This is a genomic window from Flavobacterium sp. (assembly GCF_047602195.1).
Taxonomy (GTDB): Bacteria; Bacteroidota; Bacteroidia; order Flavobacteriales; family Flavobacteriaceae; genus Flavobacterium.
Window position 1 is genome coordinate 539,126 of record NZ_JASGHW010000003.1, and the last position, 20,128, is coordinate 559,253.

The 20,128-nt window shown below is 49.9% G+C and carries 11 protein-coding genes; 10 read left to right on the forward strand and 1 reads right to left on the reverse strand.

Features of this window, described 5'->3' with window-relative positions:
* Positions 1-14: 14 nt before the first annotated feature.
* The 7 genes from yidC (at position 15) to QM717_RS05910 (ending at position 8,101) form a co-directional block, all read left to right on the forward strand.
* A complete protein-coding gene (yidC, locus tag QM717_RS05880; protein WP_415035769.1) occupies positions 15-1,928 on the forward strand; it encodes a membrane protein insertase YidC in 1,914 nt (637 codons plus the stop codon).
* Positions 1,929-2,164: 236 nt separating this feature from the next.
* Complete coding sequence (locus QM717_RS05885; protein ID WP_415035771.1) at positions 2,165-2,824, forward strand: toxin-antitoxin system YwqK family antitoxin; 660 nt, start codon at positions 2,165-2,167, stop codon at positions 2,822-2,824.
* A gap of 103 nt (positions 2,825-2,927) precedes the next feature.
* On the forward strand, positions 2,928-3,623 hold the full coding sequence (locus QM717_RS05890; RefSeq protein ID WP_415035773.1) for a hypothetical protein: 696 nt from the start codon (positions 2,928-2,930) through the stop codon (positions 3,621-3,623).
* A 135-nt stretch (positions 3,624-3,758) separates the two neighbouring features.
* Complete coding sequence (mnmA, locus tag QM717_RS05895) at positions 3,759-4,946, forward strand: tRNA 2-thiouridine(34) synthase MnmA (RefSeq protein WP_415035775.1); 1,188 nt, start codon at positions 3,759-3,761, stop codon at positions 4,944-4,946.
* A gap of 119 nt (positions 4,947-5,065) precedes the next feature.
* Entirely contained in the window at positions 5,066-6,673 is a 1,608-nt protein-coding gene (locus QM717_RS05900; RefSeq protein WP_415035777.1) for a S8 family serine peptidase, read from the forward strand.
* 21 nt (positions 6,674-6,694) lie between these two features.
* Positions 6,695-7,639 (forward strand): NAD(P)H-dependent flavin oxidoreductase, encoded by a 945-nt coding sequence (locus QM717_RS05905; protein ID WP_415035779.1) that lies wholly within the window; start codon positions 6,695-6,697, stop codon positions 7,637-7,639.
* A gap of 30 nt (positions 7,640-7,669) precedes the next feature.
* On the forward strand, positions 7,670-8,101 hold the full coding sequence (locus tag QM717_RS05910) for a hypothetical protein (protein WP_415035781.1): 432 nt from the start codon (positions 7,670-7,672) through the stop codon (positions 8,099-8,101).
* Between the two features lie 62 nt (positions 8,102-8,163).
* Here the strand turns inward: QM717_RS05910 and QM717_RS05915 are convergent, their stop codons facing one another.
* Positions 8,164-9,249: a hypothetical protein gene (locus QM717_RS05915; protein ID WP_415035783.1), complete on the reverse strand. Its 1,086-nt coding sequence runs from the start codon at positions 9,247-9,249 to the stop codon at positions 8,164-8,166.
* Positions 9,250-9,557: 308 nt separating this feature from the next.
* On the opposite strand from QM717_RS05915, the gene QM717_RS05920 reads away from it, so the two are divergent.
* Genes QM717_RS05920 through QM717_RS05930 form a run of 3 tightly spaced genes read left to right on the forward strand, consistent with a single transcriptional unit; the run spans position 9,558 to position 19,592 of the window.
* A complete protein-coding gene (locus QM717_RS05920) occupies positions 9,558-16,745 on the forward strand; it encodes a gliding motility-associated C-terminal domain-containing protein (protein ID WP_415035785.1) in 7,188 nt (2,395 codons plus the stop codon).
* 12 nt (positions 16,746-16,757) lie between these two features.
* A complete protein-coding gene (locus QM717_RS05925) occupies positions 16,758-17,708 on the forward strand; it encodes a type IX secretion system membrane protein PorP/SprF (protein ID WP_415035787.1) in 951 nt (316 codons plus the stop codon).
* A 12-nt stretch (positions 17,709-17,720) separates the two neighbouring features.
* Entirely contained in the window at positions 17,721-19,592 is a 1,872-nt protein-coding gene (locus QM717_RS05930; protein ID WP_415035789.1) for an OmpA family protein, read from the forward strand.
* Positions 19,593-20,128 lie beyond the last annotated feature (536 nt).

Sequence of the window (20,128 nt, forward strand, 5' to 3'; positions counted from 1 at the left end):
TTCGGCTACAGCAAATGGAAGAAAAAAAGTTAGACTTTAGGTCGATTGTTGGTTTTGTTTTGATTTTCGGTATCCTGATGTGGATCATGTACCAGAATGCACCAACCGAGGAACAAATCGCGGCCGACAAAGCCAAAAAGGAAAAACTCGAACAGGCCAAGAAAGACCAGGCGGCCGCGGCCAAGCAACTCGAAGTGGTACAGACCAACGTGACGGCCGGCGATTCGGCGACGATTGCCAAATTGCGCGGGACTTTGGGCGCTTTCGCTTATTCGGCATCGCTTCCTTCGGCCAAGCAAGATTTTACGACGATCGAGAATGATTTCGTCGTCTTGAAAATCGCGAACCGCGGTGGTTATATCGCAGAGGCCAAACTCAAGGAGTTCGAGCGTTTCCAGAAAGGTTCGGGCGAATTGGTCGAATTGATCAAGAACAACAACGCCGATTTCAACATCCGTTTGCAAACGAGCGACAACCGCATCATCGATACGAAGAATATGTATTTCGAGCCGACGCTGACGACTTCGGGTACCGACAAAGTCCTGACGATGCGTCTCAAAGCCGGGCCGGAACAATACCTCGAATACCGTTATGTACTCAAGAAATCGGACTACATGCTCGATTTCGATGTGCGTTCGCAAGGGTTGAAAAACGTGCTCAACACTGCCAAACCGGCCGATCTCGAATGGGATTTGAAAACGTACCGAAACGAGAAAAGCATCAGCTACGAAAACCGTTTTGCCGAATTGATCTACGAATACGAAGACGGCAAGGACGATTACCTCGGGCACGGTAAAGACAAGAATGCCGTGGCGGACAAAGTCAGTTACATTGCGTACAAGCAGCATTTCTTTACATCTATTTTATTGACCAAGAAGCCGTTTGAAAAAGCCGAAATGCATTCAACCGAACTCATGGACGACAGTACAAAAGATACGGTTTTCATGAAGCAGTTCAAATCGAAATTGCCGCTGGCCTACACCAATGGCGAACTCGATTACAAGATGAACTGGTATTACGGACCGGCCGATTACAAATTGCTCAATGCCTACGACCGCAACCTCGACGAGATCATTCCGCTCGGCTGGGGGATTTTCGGATGGATCAATAAATTCATTTTCGTGCCGTTGTTCGGATTCCTGAGTTCGTTCATCGCGTATGGAATCGCCATTATCCTGTTTACGATCTTGATCAAGGTGGCCATGTCACCGATCACGTACAAGTCGTTCCTGTCGCAGGCGAAGATGAAAGTGCTGCGTCCGGAATTGGCCGAACTCAACGAAAAGTTTGCGAAGGACCCGATGAAAAAGCAACAGGAAACCATGAAATTGTACAACAAGGCGGGCGTCAACCCAATGGCGGGCTGTATTCCGGCGCTGATTCAATTGCCGTTCATGTATGCTTCGTTCCAGTTTTTCCCGGCGGCGATCGAATTGCGCCAAAAGAGTTTCCTTTGGGCCGATGACTTGTCTTCGTTCGATGCCATTTTTACCTGGAAAACACACATTCCGGTGATTTCCTCTTTTTATGGAAACCACATCAGTTTGTTCCCGATTTTGGCTGCGATCGCGATTTTCTTCTACATGAAAATGACCACGGGCGACCAGGCGATGAGCCAACCGCCGCAGGAAGGCATGCCGGATATGGGCAAGATCATGAAAATCATGATTTACATTTCGCCGCTGATGATGTTGTTCTTCTTCAACAATTACGGATCGGGATTGAGTTTGTACAACTTCATTTCGAACTTGATCACGATCGGCATCATGATCGTCATCAAGAAATATGTCGTCGACGAACAGAAAATCCACGCACAGATCCAGGAGAACAAACAGAAACCGCAAAAGGTAAGCAAGTTCCAAAAGAAAATGCAGGAGATGATGGAGCAGGCCGAAGCACAGAAAGCCGCCCAGAACAAGAAAAAATAAATCCCAAAGCCCTCTTAAACGGGGGCTTTTTTTATGGCATTTTTTGTCAAGCCATTTTACTAAATCGGCGTTAATGCATTTTCGTACTTTGCCAAAAAATGTATTTTTGCTGAAATAAAAATCCGTTTCAATAGTTATTAAGGAAACAATGAGCCACCACATGAGACTTTTCGGAATCGCCACCGCCCTGCTTTTGAACCTTTCTGTTTGGGCACAGACAGAAACCAACCAACTCGATGCCCAAGGCAAAAAGCACGGTCTTTGGAAAGGGGTGTACACCGAATCCAAACGACCGCGCTACGAAGGGACTTTTCGAGCACGGCAAGGAAGTCGGCACGTTCAGGTTTTTCGATGATACCAAAGCCGGAACGGTGGTCGCCACACGCGAATTCAAACCCGATGGTTCGGCCTATACGATTTTCTTCAAGGACGGAAAATTCAAGGTCAGCGAAGGCAAGGAAGTCAACCGGCTCTACGAGGGCAAGTGGATTTACTACCACGAGAACCTGCCCGACATCATGACGGTCGAAAACTACAAAGCCGGAAAACTGCACGGCAAGCGCACGGTTTATTACCGCGGCTCGGGTGTGGCGGGCGAGGAGAATGTTGCCGAGGAAGCCAATTATGCCAACGGGAAAAAAGAGGGGCCGTACAAGTCCTATACGATGAAGGGCACCTTGCTCGAGGATTCCAATTTTAAGAATGGCCAGCTCGACGGACCGGCAACTTACTGGGATCCGCTGGGCAAAGTCGTGGCCAAAGGTGTTTTCAAGGACGGCAAAAAGGTGGGCAAATGGGAATATTTCAAAGACGGCAAACCGGTCAAGAAAGACAACGACGAAGTCATCAAGAAACGCAAAAAGCCAAGCAAACCGCGTAAGGATCCCAACCAGTAATTTTTTGAGGCGACGTACCCGAAATTTCACGTTGGTCTTCGTTTCCTAAAAGGAGGTGTTTCGCCAGTTCGTCCATTGGCCATTATTAATTAAGAAGGTTGCGATGAATAAAGTGCTATTGTTTGGCGTCTTGTTGTTTTGCCCTATCCTTGCGGCACAATCCAAAAAAAATCGATCCGATTTAAACCGTTTTTTATTGGGGATATTGGGCGATTACGAAGGTAAAATGTCGCCTTACGACCATCCCAAGATCCAAGAGCCGCTGACCTATATTTTCTGTGGAGAAGAACCTTACCAGAAAATCATTTTGGATTCGCTCGGTAAAATCGGCCAAGTGAAATTCGAGCTTGAGGTAGAGAAAGGCGCCATCTACTCTAAAGAACTTTCGTCATTTTTCAACGAATTTTACACACGCGAACTGATCCCGGACTACGGATTTTACGACACCATCGAAAACAAAGACTACGCCTATTATTTTTTGATCCTGAAACAGCAAAAATTCAAGAAAGCCTACCAAAAAGTCTCTTTTCTCGCGGGCACTTTTTACAGGTACGGAACCATCAATGCGGACAACGAAATCACCCTGACCTTTGTAAGGGCAAACAGCCATATTGTGGCCTGCGAAAATTTCATCCGTAAATTGGGTTTTAAAGTGGTCAATATTTTTCATCCGGATTACTATTCGATTTCGGGAGCGCATCAAATCACCTTTGTGCCCTCCAAAAAATACCTGCCGCTTTTCAGGCATATTGATTCGACCCGGCCGGACAAAGGCAAATGTACTTATCCATACCAATAACAACCGGCCACAGTCGATGCCGTCATTTAAAATTACAATCGCGTTAACTTTCCCCTTTTAAAATATCGCTTACCTTTGTGCCGATTTTAAGGACAGCTTTCAATCTTTTAATTTTTCAATCTTTTAATCCAAACAATGAAACGCGTAGTAGTCGGACTTTCCGGAGGCGTAGATTCGAGTGTCGCCGCCTATCTGTTGCAGCAACAAGGATACGAAGTCATCGGTCTTTTCATGAAGAACTGGCACGATGATTCGGTGACCATATCCAACGAATGCCCTTGGCTCGAGGACAGCAATGATGCTTTGCTCGTGGCCGAAAAACTCGGTATTCCATTCCAGACTGTCGATTTGAGCGAGCAGTACAAGGAAAAGATTGTCGACTATATGTTTGCCGAATACGAAAAAGGCCGTACACCGAACCCCGATGTGTTGTGCAACCGCGAAATCAAGTTCGACGTGTTCATGAAGATTGCGCTCTCGCTCGGTGCCGATTATGTCGCTACCGGACATTACTGCCGCAAAGGCGAAATCGAGGTCGATGGTGCGCCCGTTTACCAATTGCTGTCGGGCATCGACAAGAACAAAGACCAGTCGTATTTCTTGTGTCAGTTGTCGCAAGAACAATTGGCCAAGGCGCTGTTTCCGATCGGTGAACTGACCAAGCCCGAAGTGCGTGCCATCGCCGCCGAAATGGACCTGGTGACCGCCGAAAAGAAAGATTCGCAAGGATTGTGTTTCATCGGGAAAGTGCGTCTGCCGGAATTCCTGCAACAGAAATTGCAACCCAAGGACGGCCTCATTGTCGAAATCAACGCCAACCAACCGGTCTACAATAACGGAAAACCCCAAAGCGATTCCTTGGAAGAACAGCTTTCGTTCGAAGCTACGCCAATACATTATTCACCCGACATGGGAAAAGTGGTCGGCAAACACCAAGGCGCGCATTATTTCACCACCGGACAGCGCAAAGGCTTGAACGTAGGCGGCACACCCGAAGCGCTTTTTGTCATTGCGACAGATGTCGAAACCAATACGATTTACACCGGGCAAGGCAGCCAGCATCCGGGCTTGTTCCGCAAAGCATTGTACATCGGCCAATCGGAAGTGCATTGGATTCGTCCTGATTTGGCCTTGGCTCCGGGCGAAACGATGAACGTAAAGGCCAGGATCCGTTACCGCCAGGAATTGCAGGAGGCTGTTTTGCATCAGTTTGAGCATGGCATGTATGTCGCTTTTGAGCAAGCGCAGTCGGCGATTACCGAGGGGCAGTTTGTGGCTTGGCACATTGGCGATGAACTGGTTGGTTCCGGGGTGATTTCTTAAAAAAAATGACTTTTTTTGTCGCAATTTCAATCACATCAAAATAGCTTTGTATCTGTTGAAAATGAATTAGTTGGTTCGGGAGTAATTTCGTAGATTTACCGCCTAAAAACCACCTTACTATGAAGAAAGTATTTACCCTTCTGCTTGTTTTTGCAGCAATGACGGTATTTTCGCAGGAAGATGCCTGGGTGTATTTCAATGCAAAACCCAATTCTGCGACTTTTCTGGCCAATCCATTGACGATGCTCACCCAACGTTCGCTCGACAGAAGAACGGTCCAAAATATCCCACTCGATTTTCAAGATGTGCCCATTCACCAACCGTATGTAGACCAAGTGGAAGCGGCGACCGGGATTACGGTCATGGCCAAATCGAAATGGTTCAATGCGGTGCACGTTCGTGGCTCGCAGTCGCAAATTAATACGCTCGACAATTTGGCGTTCGTGGACCACATCGAATTTGCCAATCCAGACCTCAATATCGCCGGCCGTACGGCCAGTCCGAAAAAACTTAAGAAAGTCAACAAGACTTTTGAGACTTTGGTCGATTTCAACTACGGCGATTCCGGAAACCAGATTGAAATGCTCAACGGGCATTTGCTGCACCAACAAAACTTTACCGGATTGGGTAAAGTCATTGCGGTCATGGACGGCGGTTTTCCAGGCGTAAATACAGCTTCGACTTTTGCACGATTGCGCGACAACAACCGCATTTTGGGCGGATACGATTACGTGAACCGAAATGCCAATTTCTACAGCGGCATTTCCCACGGCACCATGGTGCTTTCTACCATGGGCGGCTACAAAAACAACCAATTGGTAGGCACGGCGCCTGATGCGTCTTATTATTTGTACATCACCGAAGATGGCGAAAACGAAGGTCCGCTCGAGGAATCGCTTTGGGTGGAAGCCGCCGAGGAAGCCGATCGTTTGGGCGTGGACATCATCACGACTTCGTTGGGCTATTCCAATTTCGACAATCCAGATTACAGCCATACCTACGAAGACATGAACGGTACGACCGCCTTTATCTCACGTGGGCTCAACATCGCCTACAGCCGCGGGATGATTTGCGTGGTTTCGGCGGGCAATGAAGGCAATGACGATTGGTTCTATATTACGGCTCCGGCCGATGCGACCCATGCACTCACCATCGGCGCGGTCGATGAAAATGGCAATTATGCGGTATTCAGTTCACACGGACCGTCATTCGATGGCCGCGTGAAACCCGATGTGGTGGCGCAAGGACAGGGTTCGGTGGTTTCCAATCCGTCGGGCAGCATTACCACGGCCAATGGAACCTCGTTTTCGGGTCCGATCATCGCAGGAATGGTGGCTAGTTTTTGGCAGGCACTCCCGAATGCGACCAATGAGGAAATCATGCAGATGGTCAAGGAATCGGCGCATCTTTACAACAACCCGAACGACGAATTGGGTTACGGTATCCCGAATTTTGCACAGGCGCTGGCCAATGTCCTCGGGCTTCCCAAAATAAATGCGACGACCTATGTCGTTTATCCGAACCCGGCCGGCAATACGGTTTCTGTATCGCTTCCATCGGAATCGGGGAACATCACTCTGTACAATTCAATCGGACAGAAAATGTTGCAGCAATACGTTTCGGACCAAAATAGCGTTATCTCTTTGGAGGCGCTCCATTCAGGGATGTACCTGTACACGATTGAAGCTGCCGGACATACGCAAAACGGTAAATTGATCAAAAAGTAATCGCATAACCCCAAATTTTTAATGAACAGAATCAAACAGCTTTTTAATATCCAATATCCGATTGTCCAAGGTGGAATGATCTGGAATAGCGGTTATAAATTAGCAAGCGCGGTCAGCAACGCGGGAGGTCTGGGCCTTATCGGCGCCGGGTCGATGTATCCCGAAGTGTTGCGCGAACACATCCAAAAATGCAAGAAAGCGACCGACAAACCCTTTGGAGTCAATGTCCCGATGTTGTATCCGAACATTGAGGAAATCATGAAAATCCTCGTCGAGGAAGACGTCAAGATCGTATTCACTTCGGCCGGAAATCCCAAAACCTGGACGGCTTATCTCAAAGAGCACGGCATTACGGTCGTGCATGTGGTGAGCAGTTCCAAGTTTGCGCTCAAGGCGCAGGAAGCGGGAGTCGATGCCATAGTGGCAGAAGGTTTCGAAGCCGGTGGGCACAACGGCAGGGAAGAAAGCACCACACTGACCCTGATCCCAATGGTCAAGGAAAAAATACAAATCCCGCTCATCGCTGCCGGAGGTATTGCCACGGGGCGCGGAATGCTCGCAGCCATGGTGCTGGGTGCGGATGGCATCCAGATGGGAAGCCGTTTTGCCGCTTCGGAAGAATCGTCTGCGCATGCGGATTTCAAGAAAGTGATCGTGGAATTGGGTGAAGGCGAAACGCACGTCACCTTGAAGGAACTGGCGCCGGTGCGGCTCATCAAAAATAAATTCTACCACGACGTGCAGGCTTTGTATGCCCAAGGCGCAACGGTGGAAGCGCTACAGGAATTGCTCGGTAGGGCACGTGCCAAACGCGGGATGTTCGAAGGCGATCTGGTAGAAGGCGAACTCGAAATCGGTCAGATTTCAGGTTTGATCCACGACATCAAGCCGGTCAGGCAGATTGTTGCAGATGTGGTTTCTGAATTCGAATCTGCGAAAGCGGAACTCCAAAAAATTGAAATATAAATTCCTTACTTTTGGAAAATATTTGAAAGTATGAACAAGTTGAAAATTGCATGGCTGTTATTGTTTTTGGTCTTAGGGCTACATCAATCTCAAGCACAAACCTATAAATTCATGACCACCGGTTTCAGCGTGATGGAAAAGGATGCCAGCGGAAATTGGGGCAAATGGTCCGAACTGCAACCGGCCTCGATCGTCGTGACTTTGGACACCAACAAGAACAGGCTGGTCATCTATTCGCAGGAAATCCAGGTGTACCAAATCGTGAGCTATGAGGATGAAGTGGAAAATGACGACGATTTGATCTACAGTTTTTCCTGTTCGGATGAAAACGGGATGCCGTTTACCATTTCGATCATCACACGCAAGAAACAGGACAACCGCAAGCAGCTTTACATCACCCAAAAAGATGTGATCGTGGTGTACAATATCGTCAACTACATCCACAAGGACGAAAAAGAATAAACCAAGAAATCCATAAAAAAAGCCTGACATTGTCAGGCTTTTGCTTTTATTGCAATTTTCAATTACGGGGTAACTGTCTTGATTTTGCTATTGAAAGTGTCGGCGACATACAATTTGGAATTGGCAAATACGACCCCTTGCGGTGCATTGAATCGTGCATTCGCGCCCACGGCATCAACATCTCCGGCAAAAGCGCCGCCGGCCATGGTGTAAACAGTTCCGTTGGTGATGGCGATTTTGCGGATGCGGTGGTCGTCGGTCACATAAATGACATTTCCATTGACGCACATCCCGGCCAAGTTGTTGAATTGTGCCGATGCCGGAGCGCCGTCGTTGTAGCCTGCCGTGCTTCCGGCCAAGGTAGTGACAACGCCTGCGGGAGAAATCGCACGAACCTTGACATTGCCGGCATCGGACACATAAATGTTGTCGGAACTATCAGTGCAGATACCAGCCGGATTGTTGAATTGGGCGGCGGTTCCGGTTCCGTCAGCATAGCCCAGCGTACTTCCCGCAAAGGTTGAAACGACCCCGGCCGGTGTAATTTTGTGGATCAATTCGTTATTGACATCGGCCACATAAATATTGTCGAGGCTGTCGATGCAGATATCGTCCGGCGAATAGGCGATACCCGGAGGCAAAGCCGCGACGAGATAGACAAAAGTGCTCACGACGCCTGCCGGGGTAATTTTGCGGATGCGGCCATAGGCTTCAGAAACAAAAAGATTACCCGAACTGTCCATACACAACCCGAACGGATAGGAAAATTGGGCGGCGGTACCGGTACCGTTCGCATAGCCGTTGCTGCTTCCTGCGAAAGTAGTCACTACATTGGCCGGCGTGATTTTCCTGATTTTGTGGTTGGCATAATCGGCCACATACACATTCCCTGAAGCGTCCTTGCACAGGCCGCGTGGAAACATAAACAAGGCGGCTGTTCCGGTTCCGTCGGCATAGCCCGGTTGGTTTCCGGCTATGGTTACGACGTTGTTGGCAACGGGTTGCGGTGGATTTCCGCCTCCGCCGGCTTTGTGGGTGTTGTAGTTTTGTGGAGATTGTGGAGTGTTTTCCGAAAATTCATCGGAACTACAGGAAATCGCAAAATTTGCAGCAATACATAGAAGTATTGCGATTTTTAATGTTTTCATATCAAATTGTTTGGTGATTAATATTCGCAATTTAAGATAAATTCGCATTTGATTCTTGGAAAAGTAAGTTTTTATTTATTAATAAAATCCAAACAAATTGTTTATTACTTTGTTCATAACATTAAAAATGACCAAAATTGCAGATTTGATAAATTAAGTAATATAGTGTTGTGGTACGGAGAGTGTTTTATTGTGAAAAATCTTTTCGGAATTGACAGCACCGTTCTGCGAATAAGACATTAGGTTTTCGCCTGTAAGCCCTAATTTACAAGGCGTTTAAATTTCTTAATTTGTCAAATCGCTTGCTTATGGGAATCAATACTCTTGGTAAAAAAAATATACAATTTCTTTTCTTTTGCCTGGTGTTTCTCGCCGGGATGGCACAATCTTCAGCGCAATGTCCTACGATTACCAATGCCAACCAATCTTTTTGTGACACCGAAAACCCGACCATAGCGAGTCTTGTCGCGACCAATAACGGCGGAGGAATCCGTTGGTATCCCGAAATCAATACGCCTGCGGCCAATTTCTTGTTGCCGTCTACCGCACTTACCGATGGCGAAGATTATTATGTAGATGACAACACCGGTGCTTGCGGGGTGCGTCAAGTCGTAAATGTGAGCGTCTACACGAAGCCTACGGTTTCGGCACAGCAACAAGGTTTTTGCGAAGAATCGACCGTTTCCGATTTGCAGGCCACTGGGAACCAGATCCAATGGTATCTTTCGGCAACCAGCGGAACCGCACTCTCCCCATCGACTATCCTGATCAACAATACCTTTTATTGGGCGAGCCAGATCAATCCGAATACCGGCTGCGAGACTTCGCGCCAAAGGGTTTTCGTCACGGTGCGCATCTTGCCGACACCGATTGGACCGGCGGTTCAGCATTTCTGTACGACCGGAACGCCAACAGTAGGCGATTTGCAGGCCACCGGAACGGCGACGATCATTTGGTACCCGAGCCCGAGTTCGGGGGTGGAGTTGAGTCCGTCCACGCCATTGATCAATGGGCAGATGTATTATGCCGCCGATTCGGATGCTTTTTGTGAAAGCCTCGAAAGACTCGAAGTCATGGCGGTTTTCGATCAGCCCAACAATGCGGGCAGCAATGGAAGCCAGAACATCTGTATTTCGCAAATCCCGACCACGGCACCAATCAACCTTTTTAATTTACTAGGAGGAACACCGGCAACGACCGGAACCTGGAGCGGTCCACTGGCTACCAGCAACGGACATCTGGGTACCGTCAATGTCTCGACGATGACCGTAGCCGGAAGCCCTTATGTGTTTACCTATACCGTGAGTGGCGGGGCTTGTGCGCCGGCGACCTCGACCGTTACCATCCGCGTACTTCCAATGCCTACGGCAACCGTGGCTGCCAACGCGACGATTTGTTCGGGCAGCAGCGCGACCATCACCTTTACGGGAACGCCCAATGCGACCGTGACTTACACGACCAATCCGGGTGGCACACAGACCGTAACGCTCAATGCGGCGGGAACGGCTACTGTGACCAATACGTATACGACCACGACAACCATTACCTTGGTCAGTGTTTCATCGGCCACGACGCCGAGTTGTACACAAACTTTGACTGGTTCGATTACAATCAATGTCCTGCCATTGCCTACGGTGACGATTGCGGCCAATACCACGATTTGTTCGGGTGGAACTGCAACAGTGACTTTCACCGGAACGCCCAATGCGACCGTAACTTACAATGTCAGCCCAGGCGGTACGCAAACCGTGACGCTCAACGCAGCGGGTACGGCAACGGTGACCAACACCTATACGGCTACGACTACTTTTACATTGGTCAGCATCGCTTCTTCGGGTACGCCAAGTTGTACGAGACCGGTTAGCGGTACAGTCGTTATTACCGTATTGCCGGTACCGACGGCTTCTATCTCGGCGAATGCAACGATTTGTTCGGGAGGCACGGCAACCGTTACTTTCACAGGAACACCGAATGCGACGATTACGTATACGGCCAATCCGGGTGGTACACAAACCATTACGCTCAATGCCTCCGGTACGGCAACCATTACGGGAATATATACGGTTACAACGACTTATACCTTGGTCAGCATCACAACTTCTGGGACACCGAGTTGTACGCGACCAATCAGTGGATCGATTACCATTACGGTCGTTCCATTGCCAACCGCAACCATTGCGGCCAATGCGACGGTTTGTTCGGGCGGCAGTGCGACGGTGACGTTTACCGGAACGCCGAATGCGGTGGTCACCTATACGGCCAATCCGGGCGGCACACAAACCATTACGCTCAATGCGTCGGGAACGGCAACCATCACCAATAATTATACGACCACGACGACTTACACGCTGGTTAGTGTCGCTTCGTCTGGAACACCGAGCTGTAGCCAACCGGTTACCGGAACAGTTACGATCACGGTGGTTCCATTGCCGATTGTCAATATTTCGAGCAATACGACCATCTGTCCGGGACAGAGTGCGACGGTGACGTTTACTGGAACGCCCAATGCGACGGTGACTTATACGGTCAATCCGGGCGGTACGCAAACCATTACTTTGAACGCTTCGGGAACCGCGACCATTACCAATACCTACACGACGACGACGACCTACACCTTGGTCAGTGTTACTGCGCCCGGATCGCCGGCCTGTAACCAACCGGTGACGGGTTCGATTACCATTACGGTCCGTCCATTGCCGACGGTGGCCATTGCGGCCAATGCGACAATCTGTTCAGGGCAAAGCGCGACGGTTACTTTTACGGGTACACCGAATGCAACGGTGACGTACACGGTTAATCCTGGAGGGACACAAACCATTACGCTCAATGCCTCGGGAACGGCAACGATCACTAGTACTTATACCACGACGACCACTTATACTTTGGTCAGTGTGGCTTCTTCGGGAACACCGAGTTGTAGCCAACCGGCAACAGGTTCGATTACGATTACCGTAGTGCCATTGCCAACGGTTTCCATTGCGGCCAATGCGACGATTTGTTCGGGCCAAAGCGCCACGGTAACCTTTACGGGAACGCCGAATGCAACCGTAACTTACACGGCCAATCCGGGTGGTACGCAAACCATTACGCTCAATGCATCTGGCACGGCAACGATTACGAATACCTACACCACGACCACTACCTACACTTTGGTGAGTGTGGCTTCTCCGGGAACACCAAGCTGTAGTCAACCGGCAAACGGGACGGTGACCATCACGGTATTGCCGGCACCGACGGTTAGCATTTCTTCGAATACTACGGTTTGTCCGGGCCAAAGCGCGACGGTAACCTTTACGGGAACGCCCAATGCAACGGTGACTTATACGGCCAATCCGGGAGGAACACAGACGATTACTTTGAATGCATCGGGAACGGCTACGATTACCAATGTTTATACCGTGACGACAACGTATACGTTGGTTAGTGTCACCACACCAGGCACGCCAAGCTGTACGCAACCGGTTACCGGAAGTATTACGATTACGGTAGCCCCATTGCCTGTGGTCAGCATTTCGAGCAATACGACGGTTTGTCCAAACGGTACGGCGACTGTGACTTTTACAGGCACACCGAATGCTACCGTAACTTATTCGGTCAATCCGGGCGGTACGCAAAACATCGTGCTCGACGCATCCGGAAATGCGAGCTTGACCGGAACTTATGCCGTCACTACAGTTTATACCTTGATCAGTATTACCAGTTCAGGAACACCGGCCTGTACGCAACCGGCTACGGGTTCGATCACGATTACCGTGGCGCCACTGCCGGTGGTTTCGATAGCGGCCAATGCGACGATTTGTTCGGGACAATCGGCTACGGTAACCTTCACCGGAACGCCGAATGCAACCATTGCTTACAATGTCAATCCGGGAGGCAACCAAACGATCATCCTGAACGCATCTGGAACGGCAACCATCACCAATACGTATACGACTACCACCGTTTATACGCTCACCAGTGCGACTTCGCAAGGATCTCCGGGATGCAGCCAGCCACAAACAGGCACCGTGACCATTACAGTGATTCCACCACCGGTGGTCTCAATTTCTTCGAATGCCAGTGTGTGCCCGAATGGTTCGGCCACAGTCACTTTTACCGGAACACCCAATGCGACCATTGCTTACAATGTGAACCCGGGCGGCAACCAAACGATCGTATTGGATGCTACCGGAACGGCCACCGTCACTTCCAATTACACCGTTACGACGGTTTACACTTTGATCAGCGCCACCTTGTCGGGAACACCGGCCTGTACGCAACCGGTCAATGGTTCGATTACGATTACTGTGGTGCCGTTGCCAACGGCGACGATTGCTGCCACGATTTCAACGATATGTTCAGGATCTTCGGCCACGATTACCATTACCGGGACACCGAATGCCATCGTGAATTATACGCTGAATCCGGGCGGTACCCAAAACGTGACGCTGAATGCTTCGGGAACGGCAACGATTACCGGAAACTATACGGCCACGACTACCATCACGCTCAATAGTGTTACCGCATCAGGAACACCACCGTGCAGCCAGCCTTTGAATGCGTCGGTTACTATTACAGTCGTTCAGCCGCCTGTGGCAGGTAACAATGCCGCCTTCTCGCTGTGCGCGAGTGCCAATCCGCAGGATTTATTCCTGTTGCTCGGATCCACTGCACAACCGGGCGGAACCTGGTCTCCGGCCTTGGCGAGCGGAAGTGGTATTTTCAATCCTGCAGTTGATCCATCTGGAACCTATACCTATACTTTGCTCGGTACGCCTCCTTGTTTGAATGCGACGGCTTCGGTGACCGTAACCGTTACGCCTCCGGCCCATGCAGGAACCGATGGCAGCCAGAATTTGTGTTCAAATGCCGATGCGGTTGATTTGTTTACCTTGCTCGGCGGAAGCCCACAGACAGGAGGAACCTGGTCGCCGACACTGGCCAGCGGTACCGGATTGTTCAACCCGTCGGTCGATCCGGCTGGGGTTTATACCTATACCATTACAGCTACGCCACCGTGTTCCAATGATACGGCGACCGTAACGATTACCATTACGCCAGGACCCAATGCAGGCGAACCCGGAACGGCGGCATTTTGCCAAAACAGCCCGGCGCAGGATTTGTTCCTGAGCCTCGGCGGAACCCCTCAAGTTGGTGGAACCTGGTCTCCGGCCATGGCCAGCGGCACCGGTGTTTTCAACCCTGCGATTGACCCGCCAGGGGTTTATACCTATACTTTTGAAGGCAACCAACCGTGTGACGACGATTCGGCGACGGTAACGGTAACGATCAATCCTGTACCGGATGCAGGTACCGATGGTACTGCTTTCTTCTGTTCGAATTATCCGGCCAGCGATTTGTTCCTGAGTCTCGGCGGAACCCCACAACCAGGCGGCACCTGGTCACCGGCATTGGCCAGCGGTACGGGTATTTTTGATCCACTCGTCGATGCGCCGGGCGTGTATACTTATACCGTAGGCGGTGGATTGTGTTCAACCGATACCGCTACAGTAACGATCAGCGTGGTCCAATCGCCAAATGCGGGCGGGGCAGGTGCAACCTTATTGATCAATGCGTGTTCGACCGATACGGCCGTCGATTTGTTTACGGGATTGAACGGTTCGCAAGGCGTAGGCACTTGGAACGACGACGACGCGACGGGCGCCTTGAGCGGCAATTTGTTCAATGCTTCTGCTGTAGCTCCGGGAACCTATCATTTTACGTATACCGTGAGCGGCGGCGTGACGCCTTGTACCACCGATACGGCCACGGTAACCGTGATTGTCAATCCGGTGCCGAACGCGGGAACTTTTACCGGTCCGCAGACGTTCTGTAACGCTACCGGTACCATCAATCTGTTTGCCTTGCTTACAGGTTATCAAACCGGGGGCGATTGGGTCGACAGCAACAATCTGGTCGTCAGCAACAACCTGGACATTTCAGGTTTTGTAGCAGGAACGTACAATTACACGTATCAGATTACCAATCCGTGCGGTACCGATTCAGAAACCGTACAATTCACGATTGTGCCTACACCGACCTTGTCCGGTACCAATATCGTCATCGCCGCACCGAATTGTTTGGGCAACGATGTGACGGTTAACTTGACCGGATTGGCTGACGGCAGTTATCTTTTGACTTACAACTTATCGGACAGCAATACCTTGCCGGATACGCTGGCCAATGTAACGGTAACTGGCGGAACGGGCAGTTTCGTGATTCCGGCTGCCGATGTACCGAATACCGGGGTTACAACCATTACCTTCCTCAACATCGGAAACACGCTGACCAACTGTGTGACCACGTTGACCGATGTCACGGCCAATTTCACGATCAACCCGATTGCCAATCTCGACAGTGCGAATTTGTCGATTGCCAATATCTGTCTCGGTTCGAATGCGGTGGTAACGATTGCTGGCGCAAGCGGTTTGCCCGAAGGCGTCTACCAATTCAACTACGACATTCCAAATGGAACACCAGTCAACGGAAGCGCGACCAATGTCACCATTACAGGCGGAGCGGGATCGTTTACGGTTCCGGGATCGGTGTTTGCCACGGCGATCAATTATACGCTGACCATTACGGCGATTCTCACGGTAAATGGTTGTAAGAACCATACCGAAAACGCATCGACATCGTTTACCGTACATCCGGTTCCGAATGCAACGGGCGCCTCGGTATCTGCCGCAAATGCGTGCCAAGGATTCGACAACGAAGTCACGATTACGGGTGCGACGAATTTGACCGACGGCACGTATACCATCGATTATACCTTGACCGGATCCAATACGGCAACGACTACGGTTTCGGTTGCGTTCGCTTCAGGTGAAGCGCATTTCGATATTCCGGCTGCCGATTTACAGAATCCGGGAACGACGACCATCACGATTACGCAATTGACCTTATCGACGAGTACCTGTGGTATTTCGGGCGTGACGTTCAATGCGGTGACTTTTACCGTCGAACAACTCGGAACGCCGGTATTGGAGGAAAACGGAAACGAATTCTGTGCAACCGATAATCCGACCATCGCCGATTTGTCCGCGAATGTTTCGGGCACAGATCCTGTAGTTTGGTATGATGCCGAAACGGGTGGAACGGCCTACAACGCCAACGATCCATTGGTCAACGGCAATACCTATTATGCCGCTTACAGTTCGGCTTCGGGTTGCGAAAGCGCCGTGAGATTGGAAGTCACGGTCGACTTGACCCAATGCGTCGTCGATGAGATCCTGATCCCGGACGGATTCTCGCCCAACAACGACCAGATCAACGACCGATTCGAAATCAAGAACCTGCGCGAATTGTACCCGAATTTCAAACTCGAAATCTACAACCGCTACGGCAACCTATTGTACAAAGGCAATATCGGAACCCCGGATTGGGACGGTACTTCTTCTGAAGGCGGTGTCAAAATGGGCGGCAACCTGGTTCCGCCGGGCGTGTATTTCTACATTCTCGAATTCGGCGATGGCATCCGCAAACCGAAACAAGGGCGTTTGTATTTAAGCAGGTAAAAGGAGGAACAGATGAAAAGAACAACGATAAAATATTTGACTTTTGCCGGCATTTTTCTAACGTCGGTTCTGGCGCATGCCCAGCAGGATCCGCAGTTTACACATTATATGTACAACATGAATGTGATCAACCCGGCTTATGCGACCGACAACGAGGGCGTCATCAACGTAGGCGGATTGTACCGGACCCAATGGGTTGGGGCAGTGGGCGCACCCAAAACGGCGACCGTTTTTGTACATTCGCCGATTGCCAAACGCGTCGAGATGGGATTGTCGTTCATCAACGACAACATTGGCGATGTGGTCAAGGAAAACAACGTGTACCTCGATGTGGCCTATGTCATTCCGGTTTCAGACCAGCACAAGATATCGTTCGGGGTCAAAGGAGGCGCGACCTTCTTCAACACCGATTTTGGCGGTTTCAAATACACCGACGAACAAGCAGATCCGGCGTTCGCAAATAATCTCAACAGGACTTTCCCCAATGTGGGCGCCGGTACTTATTTCTTTACCGATCACTACTACATCGGTTTTTCAGTGCCAAATCTGCTGACGACCAAACACATCGAACGCAGCAATGGCATCCAAACCACGGGCGTCGAGGCGATCCATTACTTCTTTACCGGTGGTTATGTATTCGACCTCAATGCGAGCCTCAAGTTCAAACCCGCGTTCATGGCCAAGGCCGTATCGGGTGCGCCGATGGCTTTCGATGTCACGACCAATTTCCTGATCAATGAACGCTTCGAGCTCGGGGCCGGTTATCGTTTCGACGATTCGGTTTCGGGGTTGGCCGCTTTCAATATAACCCCCAATTTGCGGATCGGTTATTCCTACGATTATACCCTAAGTAATCTAGGCAATTACAACTCCGGGACGCATGAGATATTTTTACTTTTCGACCTCGACCGGAACAACCTGAGTGGCTCGAAAGGATACGACAAATCACCAAGGTTCTTCTAAAAAGGAAAAAAAATGAAAAATTACATCTACCTGATTTTTGTTTTTTGCAGCCTTAACTTATCGGCCCAGAAAGTAACGGACAAAAAAGCCGACGGACTCTTCGAGAAGAAATCTTATGTGAAGGCCGCCGAAATGTACGAACAATTGCCCGAGAGCCAGAAAAACCTGCAGAACCTCGGCGATTCCTATTACAACAATTTCCAGATGAAAGACGCCGTGCGTGTCTACGGCAAACTGTTCCTGACGCACAAAGACAGCGTCAAGCCCGACTATTATTTCCGCTATGCACATGCGCTCATGGGCGTACCCGATTATGTCAAGGCCGATGAAATCATGGGGCAATACCTCAAATATCCGGTCAACACTTTGAAATTTATCGCCAATCTCAATACCAACGTGCCGTACAATTACACCATCCAGACGATGTCAAAAGCCACGAGTAACGGTGATTTTGGAATGTCGTTTTACGGCGATAAAGTGGCATTTGCCTCACTCCGAAATGCCGAAACCAAAGCCTATGGTTGGAACGAAAAACCGTACCTCGATTTGTTCAGCGCCAATGTAGACGAACACGAACAACTCACCAACATCCAACCGTTCCCGAAGGAAATCAACACCAAAACCCACGAAAGCAACGCGACTTTCAGCACCGATGGCAAGATCATGTACTTCAACCGCACCAACGACAAACAGGTCAAGGTGGGCGAGGAGAAATTTGCCTCGGTCAAGATTTTCCGCGCCGAATGGACCGGAACCAAATGGGAAAACATCACCGAATTGCCTTTTTGCTCCGACAATTATTCGACCGATCATCCCGCGCTTTCGAAAGACGGCAAGAAACTCTATTTTTCTTCGGACATGCCCGGGACATTGGGTTCGTTCGATATTTATGTCGTCGATGTCAACCAAGACGGCACCTTCGGCACGCCACAAAACATGGGCAACACGATCAATACGATCCACCGCGAACAATTCCCGTACATTTCCGACGATGGGACGATTTTGTACTTCGCTTCGGACGGCCACCAAGGCATGGGCGGACTCGATATTTTTATGTCGAAATCCTACGAAGGCGTGTTTGCCAAACCGCTCAACCTCGGCGAAACGATCAACAGCAACATGGACGATTTTGGATATGTCGTCGATGAGAAAAAGAACAAAGGTTATTTGTCCTCGAACCGCAAAGGCTCGGATAATTTGTACAGTTTCAAACGCGTCGAAAACGAATCGCGCTATGTCGTAGAAGGCGAAGTCAAGGACAAGAATACCCACGATTTCTTGCCGGGAACACAGGTGACTTTGTATGACGAAAACGACAAACTCATCGGGCAGATGGTCGTGGGCGCGAACGCCGATTATGTGTTCAACACCGAACCGAACAAGAAATACCGACTCGAAGCGGTCAAGGATTTCTACATCCCGCATTCCGAAACATTCACGACCAACGAAGACGGCAAATTGCGCTACACGATCGAACTCTTTATGGAATGCTACGACGACGCCGAGGAAATCATTACCAAGCGTCAGGACGGCAAAGTCCAGATCGTACTCGAGAACATCTATTTCGACCTCAATAAATGGGACATCAAACCCGAAGCGGCCGCCATCCTCAACGTACTGGTCGACCTCTTGAAGAAATACCCCGAGATGGAAGTCGAACTCGGCGCCCACACCGATTCGCGTGCCTCGTACACCTACAACATGATGCTCTCGCACAAACGCGCCGCCTCGACGCTCGAATATTTGGTCAAGAATGGCATCAAACGCGGACGCCTGAGCTCGAAAGGCTATGGCGAAACCGTGCCGCTGGTCAAGTGCGGCGACAATTGCACCGAACAGCAGCACTCGATCAACCGCCGCTGCGAATTCATCATCCTGAAATAATTTGATATAGTTTAAATAGTTTGTAAAAGGAAGAAGCCGCTTTTGAAGTGGCTTTTTTTGTGGGCGTTCCGCTTCGTGCCTCGCGTCGCGCTTTGCGCTATTATCTTTTTACCCTGCGGGATAAAAAGGATAACCGCTGCAATCGCTAACGCATTCTTCTTTTGCCTCGCCGTCCCGAAGCGTCGGGATTGCAAAAAGGCGGAGCGGCACACCATCTTTGCTAAAAATCAAATTCGTTTGCTAAGCCAGCCAAACTCGCCTAACGGCTCAAACAGCGGCTGGCTTTTAACGCGCTCTCATTCGATTTTTTTTACGCTCATCTGGTGAATGCCGCACCAAGTAGAAAAGTGTTGTTTTATTTTTGGCTTTTTTCAAAGCGCCAAAAATCCTCCTATAGAACATTCATCTTCAAATTGACGACTGATGCCATCAATACGTCCAGAGCGAAAAATGATTTCGAATTTTTAGATTTGTGTTCTTCGTGAAGTTGCGCGCTTTGATTGTGGCAGGCGGGTACCTGCAGTTTGAAGGTGGCG